The following is a 17,369-nucleotide window of genomic DNA, read 5'->3' as shown; positions in this document are numbered from 1 at the left end:
CCAGGTTACGTTGTCTGAATATTGATGATCTGGATGTTTTTAATTCCTGTGCGGATAGCAAAAGACGCACCGGCGAAGACGCAGTTGTCTGTCAGGGGAAAGGTGCGTGTTTTCTTTCATGATCATGTCATTGATTGTTGCAAAACTCTCGCCTTTCTTTTGGGGATACTATGCGACGCCTACCTCTCGTGGCGGCAATGGCTTCATTGCTGACCTTGTCCTTTCAAACCACACTCGCCGCCGACAGGGCCGTGGTTGCAAACATGCAGCCTCTGCAGCCGTTACAGGCGCTGGAGGCCAGGCTGGCCAAAGCCGATCCCCAAGGCCAGGTCTATCTCGACAAGGTATTCAATGACAAGGCTGCAACCGGCCTGCCTGCTGGCTGGCGCACGCCTGGCTGGAACAAGGGCACGGCCGCCATTGATGCGGCCACCGGCAACCTGCTGATCGACGGTACTGCCAACGACACGTCGATGACTGCCGTCATGTTGCCGGTGGAACTGGAGACGCTGTCCAACTACCGCATTGACATGGAGTTCACCTTCGACAAGGTGAACAGCAACACCCGTTGGGGCAGCGTGATGTACCGCAGTTCTGCGGAGGGCGGCTCCCCAGCCTATGAGCCGTATCACCAGTTCGCGATTCGGCAAAACGCCACTGCCAGCAACGGTACCGAATTTGCCTTCCGCAAAGCCGGTGCATGGTCGGTGAACAGTACCAAGGCTTTTACCGAGGCGATCGACAAGAACAGGACCTATATCGCCAGCGTGGTGGTGTACGGAAACCGCGTGCGCCAGTACCTCAATGGTGCGTTGCTGCACGATGTCGTCATCACCACAGGGCTCACCCAGGGTGGCATCGGCATGCAGACGGCGGGGCTGGTCATGCGCGTCAAAAGCCTGAAGGTGACCGAACAGCTGACCCCTTTGCCCGATCTTGACATGCCTGTCACCGTACAGGACACCGGTACGCTCGCTGCCATGGCACCTACCCTGGTGCAGGCAGCCCATGCAGGCGTGGCGTTGGACGGTACCGGCGTCAGCAGCACCTTGCTGAGCCTGGACAGCGCGCTCAACCTCAAGGACGCCAATGGCGCTGTGGTGGGCACCCTCAAGGCGCACTACGAGCAAGCTAAGCGCAACACCATACCGCTGTTGCGAATCGACGATGCGGCCACTGTGAATGCGCTGGTGGCTTTCTCCAACGGTGTACACAACCTGGCCGACCTGACGCTGCTGTCTGGCGATGTGGCACTGCTCAAGCAGGCGCGCATGGCGCTGCCCAGGGTGCGCACGGCTGTGGATTTCAGCCAGCGCAATCTGGGCACGTCGACGCAGGATCTGCTCACGATCTCGGGCGACACCAACCGTGCGGGCGCCAAGATCGCCATCTTGCCCGCGAACCTGAGCAAGCGTGATTTCGTGGCCCGCTTGCAGCGCCTGCTGATCACGGTATGGACAAGTGCCGAAGCGGATACGCCTGAGCAGGCAGCGCGCATTCTGACCAGTGGTGTCAACGGCGTGGTGTCGGCCAACAGCGCGGCCTATGCGGAGGTGCTGCGCAAGCTGCCTGCCAACACGCTGCTGCGCAAACCGCTGGTGATTGGACATCGCGGCATGCCCAGCCGTGAAGACGAAAACACGCTGGAAAGCGCCAGGGCCGCGGTGGCCGTGGGGGCGGATGCAGTGGAAAACGACATCTACATCACCTCCGACGACCACCTTGTCATCATGCATGACGACACGGTCAACCGCACGACGACTGGCACTGGCGCAGTCGAGGGCATGAGCCTCGACCAGGTCAAAGCTTTGCGTACCAAGGGCAAGGGCTACCAGGTGCCTACCATGCGCGAATATTTCAAGGCCTTCAAGGACAAGCCCATCACCCACGTGATCGAGCTCAAGAGTGCCAACCCGCGCATCATTGCCCAGCTCAAGAAGGAAATGGCGGAAGAAGGCGTGGCGGACCAGTCGGTCGCCATCTCGTTCAGCAGCGATCAGCTCAAGCGCAGTGCCGAGCAGATGCCGGAGTTGACGGGCGGCTTTCTCAACAGCATTGCCGACAGTGCCGATGTGACCAGCAGCGTGCGCAACGTGCTGGAAGCCACCCAGGCCAATTCCTCCACCTTCAACCCCAGCTATGGCGCCATCAGCCAGCGCACCATGGAAGCGGCAAAGCATCGCGGTGTCACATTCTGGCCATGGACGGTAAACACGCCGGCAGATTTCTACAAGTACTACAGCTGGGGCACCCATGGCATCACCACCGATCACGCCTATCTGGCCAGCGACTTCCCGGTGGAGATCGCTGCAAAGCCACAGCAAGGCGTGCTGGCGCTCAACACGCCGGTGAGCGTGGAGGTTGATCTGCTCACGCAGCTCCAGGCCAATAGGGCTGCCGTCGCCAATGAGCTGGTGTACCTGGGAGGCACTGCCGCTGTGGCACAGAGCAACGGCGGCTCGCTCAGCTTCAGCACGGCTGGCACGGCCATCGTCATGCCCGGCTACCGCCACAAGATGGATGCCAACTACAGCTATGTGATTCTGGGCAAGCCCGTGACGCTGATCGTTGGCGATGGCAGCCATGGCGTGATTGGCGTGCCCAATGTGGCATCGGCGGGTAGCGTTGCATGCTCCAGCGCCGTACCCGGCCAGACCAGCAGCTGTACGTTAGTGCCGCAGCCGGGCTACCAACTGCTAGGGTTGGCTGCAAGCAGCAACTGCCCCGCTGGCAGCTGGAATGCAGATCGCTCCGTCTACACCACGGGCACGCTTACCGGCCAGTGCCAGCTTCAGTTTGATTTTGTGGCCCGGCCTGCGACGGCATCGCTGGCGCCAGCCGGCAAGGTGGGTGATGTGCAGGCCCGTGTCAGCGGCGGTGGCGCAGGGCTGTGGGCGTTCGATGCGGGCAGGCCAGTGGCAGTCAGCGCTGCTTCGCAGCCGCCCCAAGGCGTGGGCTTTCCGTTTGGTCTGGTGAGCCTGCAGCTCACCGGTGGGCAGGCGGGGCAAAGCGCCACGGTGGAGCTGACCTATCCCGAGGCGCTGCCTGCAAACGCCAAGTACTACAAGTTCGGCAAGACGGCAGACAACCAGACGGACCACTGGTACGTGTACCCCAACGCCAGCATCAGCGGCAACAAGGTGGTGCTGACCCTGACGGACGGCCAATTGGGCGATGACGATCTGGTGGCCGACGGTGTGATCCGCGATCCGGGCGGTGTTGCGGTGGTGGCGGGCGACCCCGTTACGCCATCGGCGCAGGCCACGCCGGTTCCTGCCCTGGGTCAGGCGGCTTTGGCACTGTTGTCGGGTGGCATTGGTATGCTGGCCTGGCGCCGCAAACGCAAGGCTCAGGCCTGATCGCGGCGTTGAAATGGCCTACAGATGGCTCGCCCCCGCCAGTTGCTTAAAGCCCTGGCGGGTTTTTCTTGCCGCAGCCGGATGAGGCGCGGCCGGATTTAGCTGCGAGGAGCGCGGATTGCGTTCTTGGGCCGAAAGGCCTTGCACACCGCGTCTTGTGTTTCCAGATAGGGGCCGCCGATCAGATCAATACAGTAAGGTACGGCGGCAAAAATGCCCGGCACGAGTTGCGTACCGTCGGCGTCCTTCAGGCCTTCCAGCGTTTCTGCAATCGCCTTGGGCTGGCCGGGCAGGTTGATGATGAGGCACTGGCCTCGGATGACGACGACCTGGCGCGACAGAATGGCCGTGGGCACGAAGCGTAGGCTGATCTGGCGCATCTGCTCGCCAAAACCAGGCATTTCCTTGTCTGCCACGGCCAGGGTGGCTTCGGGCGTCACATCGCGCAGCGCAGGGCCGGTGCCGCCCGTGGTGAGCACCAGGCTGCAGCCCGCATCCACCAGCTCGACCAGGGTCTGGCTGATCAGCGCCTGTTCGTCGGCGATCAGGCGGGCCTCGTAGTCCACCGGGTTGTGCAGCGCACGACCCAGCCAGTCCTGCAGGGCGGGCAGGCCTTTGTCCTCATACACGCCACTGCTGGCGCGGTCGCTGACCGAGACAATGCCAATCTTGATGGAGTCGTATGCAATACTCATATTTTGATAGCTGGTTGTGCGCATCAATCATGCGCTGGGGGCTTTTCTCTCTCAATCCTCGTCGCTGGCGTCGACATCGGCAGCGGATGCCTGCAGGCGTGCGGCGTGGGCGGCCATCACATGGTCTCGTACCAGCTGGAACAGCTCGCGGTATGCGCGGCCCTTGCGTGCCGCCTGGCCGGTGGATTCCTGCACGTTGGCTTCGTGGGCGCCGGGCATATCCTTGCGCGCCTGGCGTACCAGCGAACGCAACTGCTGGATATCGGTCTGCGGCGCCTCGTTGATCCATTGCGCCACGGCATCGTCGTCTGCGATCATGCGATCACGCCACTGCTCCGAGGCATGCAGCAGTGCCTTTTCGATGCCTGAGCCTTCTTTCTGCTCGGTGAGCGCGGCATTGATGGCTGCCACCTCGCCTTCGTCGAGCCTGCGCATCAGCTTGCCGACGAACTGCATCTGGCGGCGCTTGCCTTCAAAGTTGGTGATGCGTTTGGCCTCGGCCAGCGCGTTCACCAGGATTTCAGGCAGTTGCAGGCGGTTGAAAAGATCGCTGCGCAGCGTGAGCAGTTCCTTGCCCAGGTCCTGCAGGGCGTCCATTTCCTTCTTCAGATCGGACTTGCTCGACTCGGTCGTGCCTTTGAGTTCGGCCTTCAGCTCGATATCGAGTTCGCTGCCTTCGGCCACGAACTTGCCGCGAACGAAATAGCCTTTTTTGGGTTTGCGTGACATGGTTGTGCTTTTGTTCAAAAGGCCACAGCCCGGCAGGGAGGTGCTGAACGGGCCGCTGCCTCTGCTGCGCACGCTGGTTGCGCAGGTCGTTCAGCCCATCTCATTGCCAGGGCGATGGCGGTTATCAGTATCATAGCGGGCAGTATGAAAAAAACCGTATCCAGCTCCAACAGCCAGGGCGATGCCCAGGCCGCCAGCGGCTTCAGTTACAGCCGCGCATTTTTCAAGGACCTTGTCGAGCAGGCGCTGTCGCATGCCAAAACACTGGGTGCCACCGATGCCGGAGCGGATGCCTCCGAAGGCGCTGGCCTGTCGGTCAGCGTGCGCAAGGGCGAACTGGAGACGGTGGAGCGCAACCGCGACAAGTCGCTGGGCGTGACGGTGTATATCGGCAAACGCCGAGGCAATGCCAGCACCTCCGATTTCTCGGCCGAAGCGGTAAAGCGCACGGTGCAAGCAGCCTACGACATCGCCCGTTTCACGGCCGAAGACCCGGTTGCCGGCCTGCCCGATGCAGCCGATATTGTGCCAGCAGCCGAGCAGCGCGAACTTGACCTGTTCCATCCGTGGGCTATTGACAGCGAAGCAGCCGCCCAACTGGCGCTGCAGTGCGAAGCGGCCGCCTTTGCCACCGACAAGCGCATCACCAACAGCGAAGGCGCTGGCGTATCGGCCCAGCAGAGCCATTTCTACAGTGCCCATACCAACGGTTTTGCCGGTGGCTACGCCAGCTCGCGCCACAGTATTTCGGTGGCGCCCATTGCAGGCAAGGGTGCCGACATGCAGCGCGATGCCTGGTACAGCAGCATGCGCCGCGCGCAAGACCTGGCCGATCCTGCTGTCGTCGGGCGTTATGCTGCGGAGCGCGCCTTGTCGCGTCTCAACGCACGCAAGATCCCCACGACCGAATGCCCGGTGCTGTTTGATGCGCCGCTGGCTGCGGGTCTGGTTGGCTCATTGGTGCAGGCCATCAGCGGCGGCGCGCTGTACCGCCGCAGCTCCTTCCTGCTGGGCTCCTTGGGCAAAAAGGTGTTCCCCAAGCACATCCAGCTGGTGGAAGATCCATTTGTCATGGGCGGCAAGGGCAGTGCGCCGTTTGATGACGAAGGCGTGCGCGTCAGCAAGCGCCATGTGGTGGAAGACGGCAAGGTCAATGGCTATTTCCTCTCCACCTATTCTGCCCGCAAGCTGAGCATGAAGACCACGGGCAACGCGGGCGGAGCGCACAACCTGCACTTCTACTCCTCGAAGACGCGGCCTACCGATGATCTCGCTGCCATGTTGCAAAAGCTGGGCACCGGCCTTTTCGTGATCGAGTTGATGGGCCAGGGCGTGAACCCGGTGACGGGCGATTACTCGCGCGGCGCGAGCGGTTTCTGGGTTGAGAATGGGCAGATTGCCTTTCCGGTGCAGGAAATCACAATTGCCGGCAACTTGAAGGACATGTTCAAGGACGTTCTGGCCGTGGGCGCAGACGAGTACTGCGCAGGTTCCAAGACCCTGGGCAGCATTCTGGTTGGCAAGATGAAGGTGGCGGGCTCCTGATGTTCACCGGCATCATTCAGGCGGTCGCCACCATCAGCGCCATCGACGACCAGCCCGGCCTGCGCACTTTCACGGTGGTCTTTCCGCCAGATTTTTGCCAGGATCTGGCCGTAGGCGCCAGTGTGTCGCACGATGGCGTGTGCCTGACGGTGACCGAACTGGTGGACGCGCAGCACGCACGGTTTGATGTGATGCTGCAAAGCCTGAACATCACCACCCTGGGCCAGTTGCAGGTAGGCTCGTCCGTCAATGTGGAGCGCGCCGCCAAGGACGGGGCCGAGATTGGTGGCCACCCGCTGTCCGGTCATGTGGATTTCACAGGCACCCTGGCTGCGATCCGCGAGTTCGACAACAACTACGTGATGCGCGTGGCCGTGCCCGAGGCCTTTCGTCGTTACGTATTTGCCAAGGGCTATATCGCCATCAACGGCGCCAGCCTGACGGTTGCAGAGGTGAACCGCCAGGAGGGCTGGTTCGAGGTCTGGCTCATTCCAGAAACCCGCCGCATGACGGTATTTGAAGCCAAGCGTGTGGGCGATGGCCTCAATATCGAGATCGAACGAGGCACGCAAGTGGTGGTGGATACGGTCCGCGAAGCCGTGGACGAAAGCCTGGGCCAGCTCAAACCCTTGCTGGAGAGCCTGCTGCGCGAGAAGGGCCTGTCGCTGGACGATCTGGTCAAGCCGCCGCAGTTGCCACGGGGATAGGGGCCAGGCTCAGAGCGCTCCCAACCTGGCCTGCCGCAGCCTTGGCCCGCCAAAATACCCGCATCAGCGGGTATTTTTCATGGTTTGAGCTTGGAGGGCAGCAGCAGCGAAACGCACGCTGCAACCAGCAGCAGCATGGCTGCCGCTCCAAAGGCAATCCAGTGCGTGCCAAACTGCTCGAAGGCCCAGCCGCCGAGCCAGCTGCTGATCATGGCGCCGATCTGGTGGCCCAGGTAGGCCCATCCGTACAGCAGGCCCACCAGTTGGATGCCGTACAGATCGCCCAGGATGGCAGAAGACGCGGCAATCGAGCCAGCCCAGACAATGCCGCCAATGGCAGCCACTGCATACAGCTGCCAGTGGTGAACGACCGCCACCAGGCCCACAAAGCCCAGGCCGCGTACCAAGTAGATGACGGCGAGGATGTAGCGGCGCGGCACCATGTCGGAGAGCTTGCCCAACGCCAGGGTGCTGAAGATCGCCACAAAGCCGATGAGGCCGATGCCGCCCGCGCTGCTGCCTGCGTCAAAGCCATGGTCCATCAGCATGGGCATGCCGTGGGTGCCCAGCAGGTTCATGCTGAAGCCGCAGGCAAACAGGCCCAGGAATATCTGCCAGAACGGTGCGGTTGCGATAGCCCGGGTAAAGCTGATTGCTTCTGACTCTGTAGCTGCTGGCGATTGATGGGTGAGCTTTGACTGCCGTTTTTGTTCAATTTGCGTAGCAGTCAAATCGGTGTTTTCCGGGGCTTCGTCGCGCACGATCCACAGCGCCATGGCACCGATGATGAGTGCAAACACCACTGCAAACCCCAGCAGGGTGCGCTGCCAACCCCAAAGGCCGATGGTGGTGGTGAACACGGGAGTCATCACTGCGATGCCAGCCATCGAGCCCGTGGACAGAAAGAACAGCGCCATGCCACGCTGGCGCGTGAACCAACGGCTGATCATGGGTGTGACTGCCACCGGGCTGGTAAAGGCCAACCCGAGCGACAGCGCGACGCCATAGGCCCAGAAAAAGCTCCATGGCGTGCGGGCGTTCACCGTCCAGAGACAGGCGAGCACGACAATGGCGGTGCCCGTGAGCAAAACGGTGCGCGTGCCCTTGCGCGCCACCAGCCAGCCTGCAGCCGGCATGCCCAGGCCATAGCAGAGCATGCCGACTGCCACGATGGACGAGAGCAGGCTGCGGCTGAAGCCCAGATCCTCCGACATGGGCAGCATGAAAGGGCCAATGCCCATGCGCATGCCAACCGTGAGCAGCGTGAGGACGGTGGAAGCTGCGACGATCACCCAGCCGAAGTAAAGGCCGGGCGGCGGAGTCGGGCCCGGGGGCACGGAAGAGGGGAGCGCTGTCATGTCGCGGTGGCTGCAGGACGCCCGCAGGCGAGTCTGCGCAGCAGGGATGAATAACCGCAGATGATAGGCCGGGGCGTCAGATCGGCAAGCATGCCCGGCGGCAGGATGTCTCCCAGGCGGCACCGCTGGTGGGCGCTCAGCGCTTGTGCATGGCTTGGGCCGTGGTATCGGGCACGGGCAGCAGCATCAGCAGTGTGCGGTTGTAGTCTTCCACCACCATCAATTGTCCCAGGTGGTTCAGCGCGAGGCCCGTGGGGCGGCCCAGCGGGCGCATGTTTCCGTCTGCCGTCCACCCGGTCAGCCATTCCACCGGTTTTCCGCCTGGCTTGCCGTCCTTCTGGCGCGCAAAGCCCACAACCCGGTGGCCCTGAGGGCCGTGCCAGGCCACCAGCAACTGGCCATGGAAGGGGCTGGTAATCGGAGTGGCGAGCAGATGCAGCGGCGCTGCGTGTGCAGGCCACAGCATGCGGGGCATCTTGGTGGAGGCGCACCGGACGCGCTCGTTGTAGCCGCGTGCCACGCGCTGCTGGCCCACACAGTAGGGCCAACCGTAGTCTGCACCTGCAACCAGTTCGTTCAGCTCTTCTGGCGGCTCGTTTTTGTCGCGGTAGTCGATATTGTTTTCGCCTTGCCACAGACTACCCGCAGCCGGGCCATCGGGCAGCGTGGCAAGCGCCACCGAATTGCGCAGACCGAGTGCAAAGGGTGCAAATTGCCGCACAGGCGGCTGTCCTGCTACTGGCGGGTTCTGCAATACCGCGCGCCATACCGCGCCACGGAACTGCATGGCCTCCCGCTCGGGGCACGGATAGGCCAGCTCACCCTGCGTGCTCTGGCAGCGGTCGGTGACCGAGCCCATGTTGACATACAGGCTTCCATCCAGCCCGAACGTGATTTCCTTGAGCGGGTGGGCCCCATCGTTGGGCAATGCGTCCAGTACCGTCTGTGGCTGTACGGGCTCGCCTGCGATGGGGACCGGCGTGCGCCAGATTCGGCCTGCCTCGCCGATGTAGATCTGCGCATCCGGGCCGCGCACCAGTGCCAGGGGGCGATCCAGCTTGTCTGCCAGCACCTTGACCTGTGGGCGTTGCGCGGGTGTGGCAGCGGGCTGCGCAGGCAGTGTCACCTCCAGCAGCCGTCCCTGGTGGGGCACCCAGCTGCCCATGTCAATGATCCACAGGCGGCCGGGGCTGATCTCCAGCACCCGGCGCGGCGCGCGCAGGCCATCGCGTTCATCGGCGACCAGGGCCACGCAGGTTCCTGCCGGGCTGCTGATGCTCACGCGCTCGTAGCCGCCGCAGCTGCCTTGCGGTGTGTAGCCCCGCGCCTGCACTTGGGGCGCGCAGGCCAGCAAGGCGGCCAGCGCAGTGGCTGCGCGCAGCCCTGTCAGGCGCTCAGGCCAGCAATTGCGCAATGGCCTGGCCCACATCGTCTGTCTTGGCCTGTCCGCCCAGATCGGGCGTGCGGGGACCGCTCAGAATGGTCTGGCTGATCGCGTCTACGATGGCATCGTGTGCCTGCCGCCATGCGCCCTGGCCGTTGCCCAGGAAATCCAGCATCAGCGCCACGGACCAGACCATGGCAATTGGGTTGGCGATCTTCTGGCCATAGATATCGGGTGCGGAGCCATGCACGGGCTCGAACAGCGAGGGGAAGTTGCGCTCGGGGTTCAGGTTGGCCGATGGCGCAAGGCCAATGGTGCCAGTGGTGGCGGGGCCCAGATCGGAGAGGATGTCGCCGAACAGGTTGGTGGCCGCCACCACGTCAAAACGGCCGGGCTGCAGCACAAAGCGGGCGGTGAGGATATCGATGTGCTGTTTGTCCAGCACCACATCGGGGTAGTTTTTGGCCATGGCTTCGGCGCACTTGTCCCACCAGGGCATGCTAATAGCAATGCCATTGGACTTGGTGGCGAGGGTCACATGCTTCTTGCTGCGGCTCTGGGCCAGATCGAATGCGAACTTGAGCAGGCGGTCTGCGCCCTTGCGGGTGAACACAGCCTCCTGCAGCACCATTTCACGGTCCGTGCCTTCGAACATGATGCCGCCCAGCGCGGTGTACTCGCCTTCGGTGTTCTCGCGCACCACATAGTAGTCGATGTCGCCCGGCTTGCGGCCAGCCAGCGGGCAGGGCACGCCATCAAACAGGCGCACCGGGCGCAGGTTGATGTACTGGTCGAACTCTCGGCGGAACTTGAGCAGTGAACCCCACAGCGAGACGTGGTCGGGCACGGTGGCGGGCCAGCCCACGGCGCCGAACAGGATGGCATCGAAGCCTTGCAACTGTGCCTTCCAGTCGTCGGGCATCATCTGGCCATGTTGGGCAAAGTAGTCACAGTGCGCCCAATCAAAGTGCTGCATCTCCAGCGGCAGGTCGAAGCGCTTGGCAGCAGCTTCCAGCACGCGGATGCCCTCGGGCATCACTTCCTTGCCGATACCGTCGCCAGCCAGTACGGCGATACGTTGTTTCTTGCTCATGGATCGTCCTCTAGGTGTCTTGGTGGCACGACCTGCCCGCAGTGGCAGGCCTACAATGGCGCGTCCTTGCCATTTTGCAAGGAGGATGCCAGCTATGCCACGCATCCTAGCGCCATTGGCATGGGCTGTGCAGCATTTGCGGGACAGCGCGTGCGCTTGCTGCGGTTTTAGCTGATCTGCCGTGTCTCACCTCCCTTTTCCTCCTGAATTTCTGGCCGTGCTGGCCGCTGCCTGCTGGGCGATGGCTGCGCTGTTTTCCGCGCCGGTTTCGCGCAAGATGGGGGCTTTTGCCTTTACGCGCTGGCGCATGGTGTTTGCCAGTGTCATGCTGGGCGGCTGGGCCACTGTTGCGGGCAGTTGGAGCACGCTCAATCCCACGCTGATTGCGGTGCTGGTGCTCTCGGGTTTTATCGGCATCTTTATTGGTGACACGGTGCTTTTCGCCTGCATGAACCGGCTCGGGCCACGCCGCTCAGGCATTCTGTTTGCCACGCATTCGATGATGTCTGCCGTGCTGGCTGCGTTGTTTCTGGGCGAGCGCATGAGCGGCACTGCCATGGTGGGCTGCGCCCTGCTGGTGGGTGGGGTGATGACGGCGATTGCCTTTGGCTCGCGCGCGGGCAGCGCTACGGAATGGGAGGCCACGCGCGGCCGCCTGGCGGTCGGTGTGAGCCTGGGTCTCCTGGCCGCGTTGGGCCAGGCGCTGGGCACCTTGGTGGTCAAGCCGGTGATGGAGCCGCAGGTCGACCCGGTCGCTGCATCGGCCATCCGCATGGCGGCGGGTTTTGGCTTTCATGCATTGCTGCTGCTGGTGCGCTGGCAGCCTGCACGTTTGCAGGCGCCCATGGCGCGGCGTGATTGGGGCTTGGTAGCGGGCAGCGCCTTTTTGTCGATGGCGCTGGGCATGACGCTGATTTTGGCTGCGCTCCAATACGGCAGCGCGGGCCTGGTGGGCATGCTGTCGTCGATTTCGCCGATTTTGCTGCTGCCGCTTCTGTGGTGGAAGACCCGCGTGCCGCCTACTTTTGGGGCTTGCCTTGGCGCTGTATTGACGGTGGCGGGCGTGGCGCTGATTCTGTCGCGCAGCCTGTAACGCCGTACAGGCTGCGCGCATAGCTTATTTGATCAGCTTGACGGAGCCCGACAGGGTGACCGACACCATGGTGTAGCCAGCTTCCAGGCCGACAGGTTCACTCGCATCAGCCGATTTAGACATGGCCATGGCGTAGCCGCGGTTGGCACGCATCATGGGCTGGCTGGAGCCGCTTTGGTTCAGGTTGATGTTGCCGTATTCGTAGCGTGCAAACCCCATGGCGCTGGCGGTGACCTTGGCCTTGGCCTCAAAGGCTTTGACAGCTTCAGCAATCAACTGGTCCTGTGCTTTTTTGCGGGCAGCGTCCGACAGTCGAAAGCCAGAGCCTGCCAGCCGCGCCTTGTCCATCAGGGCCGCCATGGTCTGGCCGACTTGGGCGGTGTCGGTCGATTCGATTTGCACATTGAAGTTGGTGCGCCAGCTGGAGATCTTGCCGTCCTTGTTGTAGACGGGCGTGGTGAACAGATTCTCGGTGGTGACCTGCAGCGAAGGCGATTTCTTCACAGTGGCGAGCACGTCGGCCAGGGCGGCTTTGCCCAACTGTTGCGCCTGAGCTTGGTCTTTTGACTCTTTCTCCACGCTGAACTGCGCCCATGCGGTGTCTTCGGGCACGCGGGTGGTTGCTTCGGCGTCCAGCGTCAGTGTAGGGCCGGTATCGGCTGCGTTGGAGTTGTTGGTGTGGTTCTGAGCCATGGCGGTGGTGGTGACAAATGGGGTGGCGGCAATCAATGCGGCGGCAGCCAGCAAGCGTATTTTTTTCATGAAAACTCCTCATAGAAAGGCAGGGTTCGTCATCTGCCCTTTGGGTGATGCCTCGGTGACCCTGGCGATGGTAGTTGCAGCCCGGCCCATAGCTGTGCAGGCGAATCCCGCATTTGGCTGGGGCGTGCCTGGTCTGCACACTGCAATGGAGTGTGACAGCGTAGGGCTTCGATAGTTCCGCGCCTGTAGGAGAGCTGCCGCAATGTCCCTGGTTAATCTAATTTCACATTGGCTGCTTTCACCACGGCTTCCATGCGTGATTTTTCTTCACGGATGAAGGCCGTTGTCTGTGCGGGGGGCATCAGCTGGATATCGTAGCCCTGTGCCACCAGTGCTTGCTTGGCCTCGGGGGATCCCACACCTTGGACAAAGCCCTGGTAGATGCGCTGGCGCTCCGCGTCAGCGAGCCCTGCTGGCGCGATGGCGGCAATCCAGCCATCCAGCACGTAATCCGGCAGGCCCTGTTCAGCGATCGTGGGCACATCGGGCAGGGCGCCCGACCGTTTGGCGCTGGTGACTCCCAGCGCACGCAGCGCGCCGGTCTTGACATGCGGCGCTGCTGGCGCAACCGCCACCACGCCCAGTTGCACCTGGCCGCTGAGCAGGTCATTCATCAGCTGGCCCATGCCACGGTACGGGATGTGCGGAATCTGCAGCCCGGCCTGTTGCACAAACATCGCTGCGCCCAGGTGCAAGATGGTGCCATTGCCTGAAGAGCCGTAGTTGAGCGTGCCGGGGTTGGCCTTGGCATAGGCGATCAGCTCCTGCACATTGCGCACGGGCAGCTTGGGGCTGGCAACCAGCACGAAAGGCGTACTGCCGATGATGGTGATGGGCGTGATGTCGTTGATCGAGTCGAACGGAATGTTCTTGTACAGACTGGGGTTGACGACATGGTTGTTGCTGATGATACCGATCGCCGAGCCATCCTTGGGTGCGCGCACCAGCTGTGCGGTGCCGGTGATACCCCCCGCGCCAGGCAGGTTCTCGATCACCAGAGTCTGGCCGAGCGCCTTGCCGATGCTGGGGCCGATGGCGCGGATAGCTCCATCTGCACCCGAGCCCGCCGACAGCGGCAGGATGACGCGCAGCGGCTTGTCGTGCGGCGCGGCGGCCTGGGCCTGCGGTGGCACTGTGCTGGCAGCGGCACAGGCGATGGCGGAGGCCAGCCACTGGCGGCGGGTGATGGATGGGGATGCTTTCATACCTTGTCTCCTGCATGCGAGTCTACGCCCGTCTGGTAATTAATGGTTGCTATCAAATAGAGAGCATTTTTCTGCAACTAGCCCGCAATGGCTCCTGTGGTGCGCAGCGTTGCAATTGCTGCTTCGTCATAACCGAGGCTGTGCAGCAGTTCCCTGGTGTGCTCGCCCAGTTGTGGCGGGTTCAGGCGCACACCCAGGCGCTCGCCCGCCAGGCGGATGGGAAGCAAGGTGGTGGGCGCTTGCTGGCCTGCACGCTCGCCATCCGTGAGGCGCACATCGGCCAGGCCGCCCGTAGCAAGCAGGTGGGGGTCGTTCAACAACTGCTCGGGCTTGCTGATAGGGGCGTAGGGCAGGCCGTTGTCCTCAAACCGTTGGGCAATGTGGGCTGCAGTCATCGGCGCAAAGCGCTGGCGCAGCTCGGGCAGCAAGCGGGGGCGCAGGCGCACACGGCTGTTGTTGGTGGCGTACTGCGGATCGGCCAGCAGATCGCTCCAGCCAAAGGCGGTGCACATTGCCGCCCACTGCGCGTCGCTGACGGCGGCCAGAAAGATCTGCTCATCGTTCTGCACCGTGAAAACGTCGTACACCGACCAGGCAGAGATGCGGTTGGGCATGGGCTCGGCGGCCTGGCCGGTCACGGCGTACTGCATCATGTGCTGGCCCACCAGGAACACATTGTTTTCGAACAATGCGGAATCGATCTCCTGGCCCTTGCCGGTCTGCGCCCGCTGCATCAGCGCAGCCATGGCACCGATGGCGCCAAACATGCCTCCCATGATGTCGTTGACGCTGGTGCCCGCGCGCAGCGGGTCGCCGGGGCGGCCCGTCATATAGGCAAGGCCTCCCATCATCTGCACCACTTCGTCGAGCGCGGTGCGGTGCTCGTACGGCCCGGGCAAAAAGCCGGTGTGGTTCACGTAGATGAGACGGTCATTCAGCCTGCTGAGCGCTGCGTAGTCGAGACCATACTTTTTCATCACGCCGGGCTTGAAGTTTTGCGCCACCACATCGGCCGTGCTGGCCAGTCGGATTGCCGCTTCCAGCCCCTGTGGCTGGCGCAGATCCAGGGCGATGCTTTTCTTGTTGCGGTTGAACATGGGGAAGAATCCTGCACCCGCGCCCAGCAGGTGGCGGGTGCGGTCGCCTTCGACGGGCTCGACCTTGATGACGTCTGCCCCCAGGTCTGCCAGCACCATGCCGCAGGTGGGGCCCATGACCATGTGGGTGAATTCGACCACACGCAGGCCTGCAAGTGGCAGAGAGGGTGGAGCGTCGGGCGGAGATGGGTGACTCATGATTTGCTAGCTGTCAGCGCTTTGTGTAGGAGCGCCAGATTGGGTTTTGTTGAAAATCTTTGTGAAAACTCAGGCCGTGGCCGCGAGAGGGGCTGGCTTGGCACCTCCGTCAATGACGCCGGCCTGCCACAGGCTGCCGTGCAAGGTTTCGCCGGGCAGCCAGTGCTGCAACTGCTGCCGCAATTGCAGCAAGGCGGGTGTCTGTATGCCGGTGTCCGCGCCCATGCGTTCGAGCATATAGGCGAGATCTTCGGTAGCCACATTGCCGCTGGCGCCGGGCGCGTGGGGGCAGCCTCCAATGCCTCCCAGGCAGGCGTCAAAGCCACGCATGCCGGTTTGCCAGGCTGCATAGGCGTTGGCCAGGCCCATGCCTCGGGTGTCGTGAAAATGCGCATAGCGCAATCTGTCGCCCACCAGATGCAAGGCCTTGTCAAACAGGCGGCTGACCGAGGCAGGATCGGCATAGCCCACGGTGTCGGCCAGGCTGACGCGGTCGGCGCCAGCATCGAGCAGGGCCTGCAGCAGGCGCAGCACCTCGGCTTCGGCCACTTCGCCTTGCAAGGTGCATCCGAAGGCGGTGCCTACCCCGCCTTCGATGAGGGCAGAGACGCCAGATGCATCGCGCGCTGCGCGAATGCGGGCGACTTCTGCCACCACTTCATCGGGCGACTTGCGCAGATTGGCCAGACTGTGGGCATGGCTGGCCGACAGCGGCACGATCATTGCGTGCGCGCCAGCTGCCAATGCACGCTCCGCACCCTTGAGATTGGGCACCAGCACGGATGCCACCAGGCCCGGCAGCCGCAGTGCATGTTGCAGCACTGCCTCGGTATCGGCCAACTGGGGCAGCAGCCGGGCGGGCACCATGGAGCCAACCTCTATTTCGCGCACTCCGGCGGCGTAGGCGGCATCGATCCAGATGCATTTTTCGGCAGTGCTGACGATGGTGGCGACGCTTTGCAGGCCATCGCGCAGGCCTACCTCGCGGATAGTGGCGGAAACGCCAGAGGGGTGTGCGGTTTGCAAGAGGCTGTCTCCGTGGGTTGTTCTGGCTTGGATTCTAAAATTTCCAAAGCGTCAGCAATAATCAATTTGAGAAGCTATATAGTTCCAAAATGGAAAATCTAAAAGCCTGCAGCTATGCGCAGTTCCACGCCTTCAGGGCTGTTTGTACAGCTTGTGGACGCCGCGGGAGTTTCGCCCATGCATGACCTCAGCCTGTTGAACCTGCGCCTGTTTGTGCAGGTGTGCGAGCAGCGCAGCATTGCCAAGGTGGCGCAGTCAGAGGCACTCGTGGCCTCGGCCATCAGCAAGCGCCTCGCGCAGCTGGAACATCAGATGGGCGCTGATTTGTTTCTGCGTGAGAAGCGCGGCCTGCGGCCCACCGCTGCAGGGGAGACTTTGCTGGAGCATGCGCGCACCATGCTCGCGGCGGCCAACCACATGCAGCAGGAGATGGCGGCCTACAGCAAGGGCGTGCAAGGACAGGTGCGGGTGCTGGTGACGGCCTCGGTGATGGCCGAATCCCTGGCCGAAGATGTCGCCTGCTTTTTGCAGCAGCCCGCGCATGCCAACATCCGCGTGACCCTGGAAGAATGTGTGAGTCCTGACGTGGTGCGTGGTGTGCGCGAGGGGCGCGCTGCCATGGGTATCTGTTGGGATGCGGCTGATCTGGCTGGCCTGCAGACGCGACCCTACCGCAGCGACCGGCTGGCTATAGCCGCCCACAAGAGTCACCCGATTGCACAGCTGAGCGAGGTGCACTTTGCCGATGTGCTGGACTATGAACACGTCAGCATGCCGGCATTGAGCGCAGTACAGATCTTGCTGACCCGCGCCGCTGCGCAGGAAGGCAAAAGCCTGCGCCATCGCGTGCATGTTTCCAATTTCGACGCTGCCTTGCGCGTGGTGCAGGCCAATCTGGCCATCAGTGTGGTGCCGCGCGAGGTGGCGCAATCCTATGCAGCCAATACCGATGTGCGCGTGATTCCGCTTGCGGACAGCTGGGCGCACCGGCGGTTTGCGATCAGCTGCAGGGATGAGAGCCAGTTGTCTCTGGCTGCAAGGGCGCTGCTGGAATACCTGAGTGGCTCCAGCAAGGCATCGGTCGGCGTCTCGCGCTGAGGCGATTGAAGCCGGTGATG

Annotated in this window: 14 protein-coding genes; 5 read left to right on the top strand and 9 right to left on the bottom strand. The window is 62.8% G+C overall.

What is annotated here, in order from left to right; genetic code table 11:
- Positions 1-170: 170 nt before the first annotated feature.
- Positions 171-3,359, top strand: a complete 3,189-nt coding sequence (locus HNP33_RS04645) for an IPTL-CTERM sorting domain-containing protein (protein ID WP_184705800.1) — start codon at positions 171-173, stop codon at positions 3,357-3,359.
- Between the two features lie 98 nt (positions 3,360-3,457).
- Here HNP33_RS04645 and mog read toward each other — a convergent pair whose 3' ends face one another.
- A complete protein-coding gene (gene mog / locus HNP33_RS04640; RefSeq protein WP_184705798.1) occupies positions 3,458-4,054 on the bottom strand; it encodes a molybdopterin adenylyltransferase in 597 nt (198 codons plus the stop codon).
- A gap of 51 nt (positions 4,055-4,105) precedes the next feature.
- Positions 4,106-4,783 (bottom strand): ribosome biogenesis factor YjgA, encoded by a 678-nt coding sequence (gene yjgA / locus HNP33_RS04635; protein ID WP_184705796.1) that lies wholly within the window; start codon positions 4,781-4,783, stop codon positions 4,106-4,108.
- Positions 4,784-4,927: 144 nt separating this feature from the next.
- On the opposite strand from yjgA, the gene pmbA reads away from it, so the two are divergent.
- A complete protein-coding gene (gene pmbA / locus HNP33_RS04630; RefSeq protein WP_184705794.1) occupies positions 4,928-6,328 on the top strand; it encodes a metalloprotease PmbA in 1,401 nt (466 codons plus the stop codon).
- A complete protein-coding gene (locus HNP33_RS04625; protein ID WP_184705792.1) occupies positions 6,328-7,035 on the top strand; it encodes a riboflavin synthase subunit alpha in 708 nt (235 codons plus the stop codon). Before pmbA ends, HNP33_RS04625 begins: the two co-directional genes overlap by 1 nt.
- Before the next feature lie 77 nt (positions 7,036-7,112).
- On the opposite strand, the gene HNP33_RS04620 is transcribed toward HNP33_RS04625, so the two are convergent.
- From HNP33_RS04620 to HNP33_RS04610, 3 genes are all read right to left on the bottom strand, one after another.
- A complete protein-coding gene (locus tag HNP33_RS04620) occupies positions 7,113-8,393 on the bottom strand; it encodes an MFS transporter (RefSeq protein ID WP_184705790.1) in 1,281 nt (426 codons plus the stop codon).
- Between the two features lie 136 nt (positions 8,394-8,529).
- Positions 8,530-9,822, bottom strand: a complete 1,293-nt coding sequence (locus tag HNP33_RS04615; RefSeq protein ID WP_184705788.1) for a PQQ-dependent sugar dehydrogenase — start codon at positions 9,820-9,822, stop codon at positions 8,530-8,532.
- Positions 9,788-10,870, bottom strand: a complete 1,083-nt coding sequence (locus HNP33_RS04610) for a tartrate dehydrogenase (RefSeq protein ID WP_184705786.1) — start codon at positions 10,868-10,870, stop codon at positions 9,788-9,790. Before HNP33_RS04610 ends, HNP33_RS04615 begins: the two co-directional genes overlap by 35 nt.
- A gap of 181 nt (positions 10,871-11,051) precedes the next feature.
- Between HNP33_RS04610 and HNP33_RS04605 the strand changes: the two genes are divergently transcribed.
- A complete protein-coding gene (locus HNP33_RS04605; protein ID WP_325064906.1) occupies positions 11,052-11,963 on the top strand; it encodes a DMT family transporter in 912 nt (303 codons plus the stop codon).
- Between the two features lie 24 nt (positions 11,964-11,987).
- Here HNP33_RS04605 and HNP33_RS04600 read toward each other — a convergent pair whose 3' ends face one another.
- The 4 genes from HNP33_RS04600 to HNP33_RS04585 all read right to left on the bottom strand — a co-directional run bounded on the left by HNP33_RS04600 (position 11,988) and on the right by HNP33_RS04585 (position 16,251).
- Positions 11,988-12,725: an SIMPL domain-containing protein gene (locus HNP33_RS04600; protein ID WP_184705784.1), complete on the bottom strand. Its 738-nt coding sequence runs from the start codon at positions 12,723-12,725 to the stop codon at positions 11,988-11,990.
- Positions 12,726-12,937: 212 nt separating this feature from the next.
- Positions 12,938-13,930: a Bug family tripartite tricarboxylate transporter substrate binding protein gene (locus HNP33_RS04595; protein WP_184705782.1), complete on the bottom strand. Its 993-nt coding sequence runs from the start codon at positions 13,928-13,930 to the stop codon at positions 12,938-12,940.
- 77 nt (positions 13,931-14,007) lie between these two features.
- Positions 14,008-15,225, bottom strand: a complete 1,218-nt coding sequence (locus HNP33_RS04590; RefSeq protein WP_184705780.1) for a CaiB/BaiF CoA transferase family protein — start codon at positions 15,223-15,225, stop codon at positions 14,008-14,010.
- A 69-nt stretch (positions 15,226-15,294) separates the two neighbouring features.
- Positions 15,295-16,251, bottom strand: a complete 957-nt coding sequence (locus HNP33_RS04585) for a hydroxymethylglutaryl-CoA lyase (protein WP_184705778.1) — start codon at positions 16,249-16,251, stop codon at positions 15,295-15,297.
- A 177-nt stretch (positions 16,252-16,428) separates the two neighbouring features.
- Between HNP33_RS04585 and HNP33_RS04580 the strand changes: the two genes are divergently transcribed.
- Entirely contained in the window at positions 16,429-17,349 is a 921-nt protein-coding gene (locus HNP33_RS04580; RefSeq protein ID WP_184705776.1) for a LysR family transcriptional regulator, read from the top strand.
- Positions 17,350-17,369: the final 20 nt, after the last annotated feature.

It is taken from the genome of Comamonas odontotermitis (assembly GCF_014207855.1).
Lineage (GTDB): Bacteria > Pseudomonadota > Gammaproteobacteria > Burkholderiales > Burkholderiaceae_C > Comamonas > Comamonas odontotermitis_A.
Note: the sequence above shows the minus strand (reverse complement) of the source record. Positions and strands in the feature narration are given on the sequence as shown.

Bases quoted from the DNA above. Each gene is read 5' to 3' on its own strand.
- HNP33_RS04645 (WP_184705800.1), top strand. From the start codon at position 171: ATGCGACGCCTACCTCTCGTGGCGGCAATGGCTTCATTGCTGACCTTG.
- mog (WP_184705798.1), bottom strand. From the start codon at position 4,054: ATGAGTATTGCATACGACTCCATCAAGATTGGCATTGTCTCGGTCAGC.
- yjgA (WP_184705796.1), bottom strand. From the start codon at position 4,783: ATGTCACGCAAACCCAAAAAAGGCTATTTCGTTCGCGGCAAGTTCGTG.
- pmbA (WP_184705794.1), top strand. From the start codon at position 4,928: ATGAAAAAAACCGTATCCAGCTCCAACAGCCAGGGCGATGCCCAGGCC.
- HNP33_RS04625 (WP_184705792.1), top strand. From the start codon at position 6,328: ATGTTCACCGGCATCATTCAGGCGGTCGCCACCATCAGCGCCATCGAC.
- HNP33_RS04620 (WP_184705790.1), bottom strand. From the start codon at position 8,393: ATGACAGCGCTCCCCTCTTCCGTGCCCCCGGGCCCGACTCCGCCGCCC.
- HNP33_RS04615 (WP_184705788.1), bottom strand. From the start codon at position 9,822: ATGTGGGCCAGGCCATTGCGCAATTGCTGGCCTGAGCGCCTGACAGGG.
- HNP33_RS04610 (WP_184705786.1), bottom strand. From the start codon at position 10,870: ATGAGCAAGAAACAACGTATCGCCGTACTGGCTGGCGACGGTATCGGC.
- HNP33_RS04600 (WP_184705784.1), bottom strand. From the start codon at position 12,725: ATGAAAAAAATACGCTTGCTGGCTGCCGCCGCATTGATTGCCGCCACC.
- HNP33_RS04595 (WP_184705782.1), bottom strand. From the start codon at position 13,930: ATGAAAGCATCCCCATCCATCACCCGCCGCCAGTGGCTGGCCTCCGCC.
- HNP33_RS04590 (WP_184705780.1), bottom strand. From the start codon at position 15,225: ATGAGTCACCCATCTCCGCCCGACGCTCCACCCTCTCTGCCACTTGCA.
- HNP33_RS04580 (WP_184705776.1), top strand. From the start codon at position 16,429: ATGCATGACCTCAGCCTGTTGAACCTGCGCCTGTTTGTGCAGGTGTGC.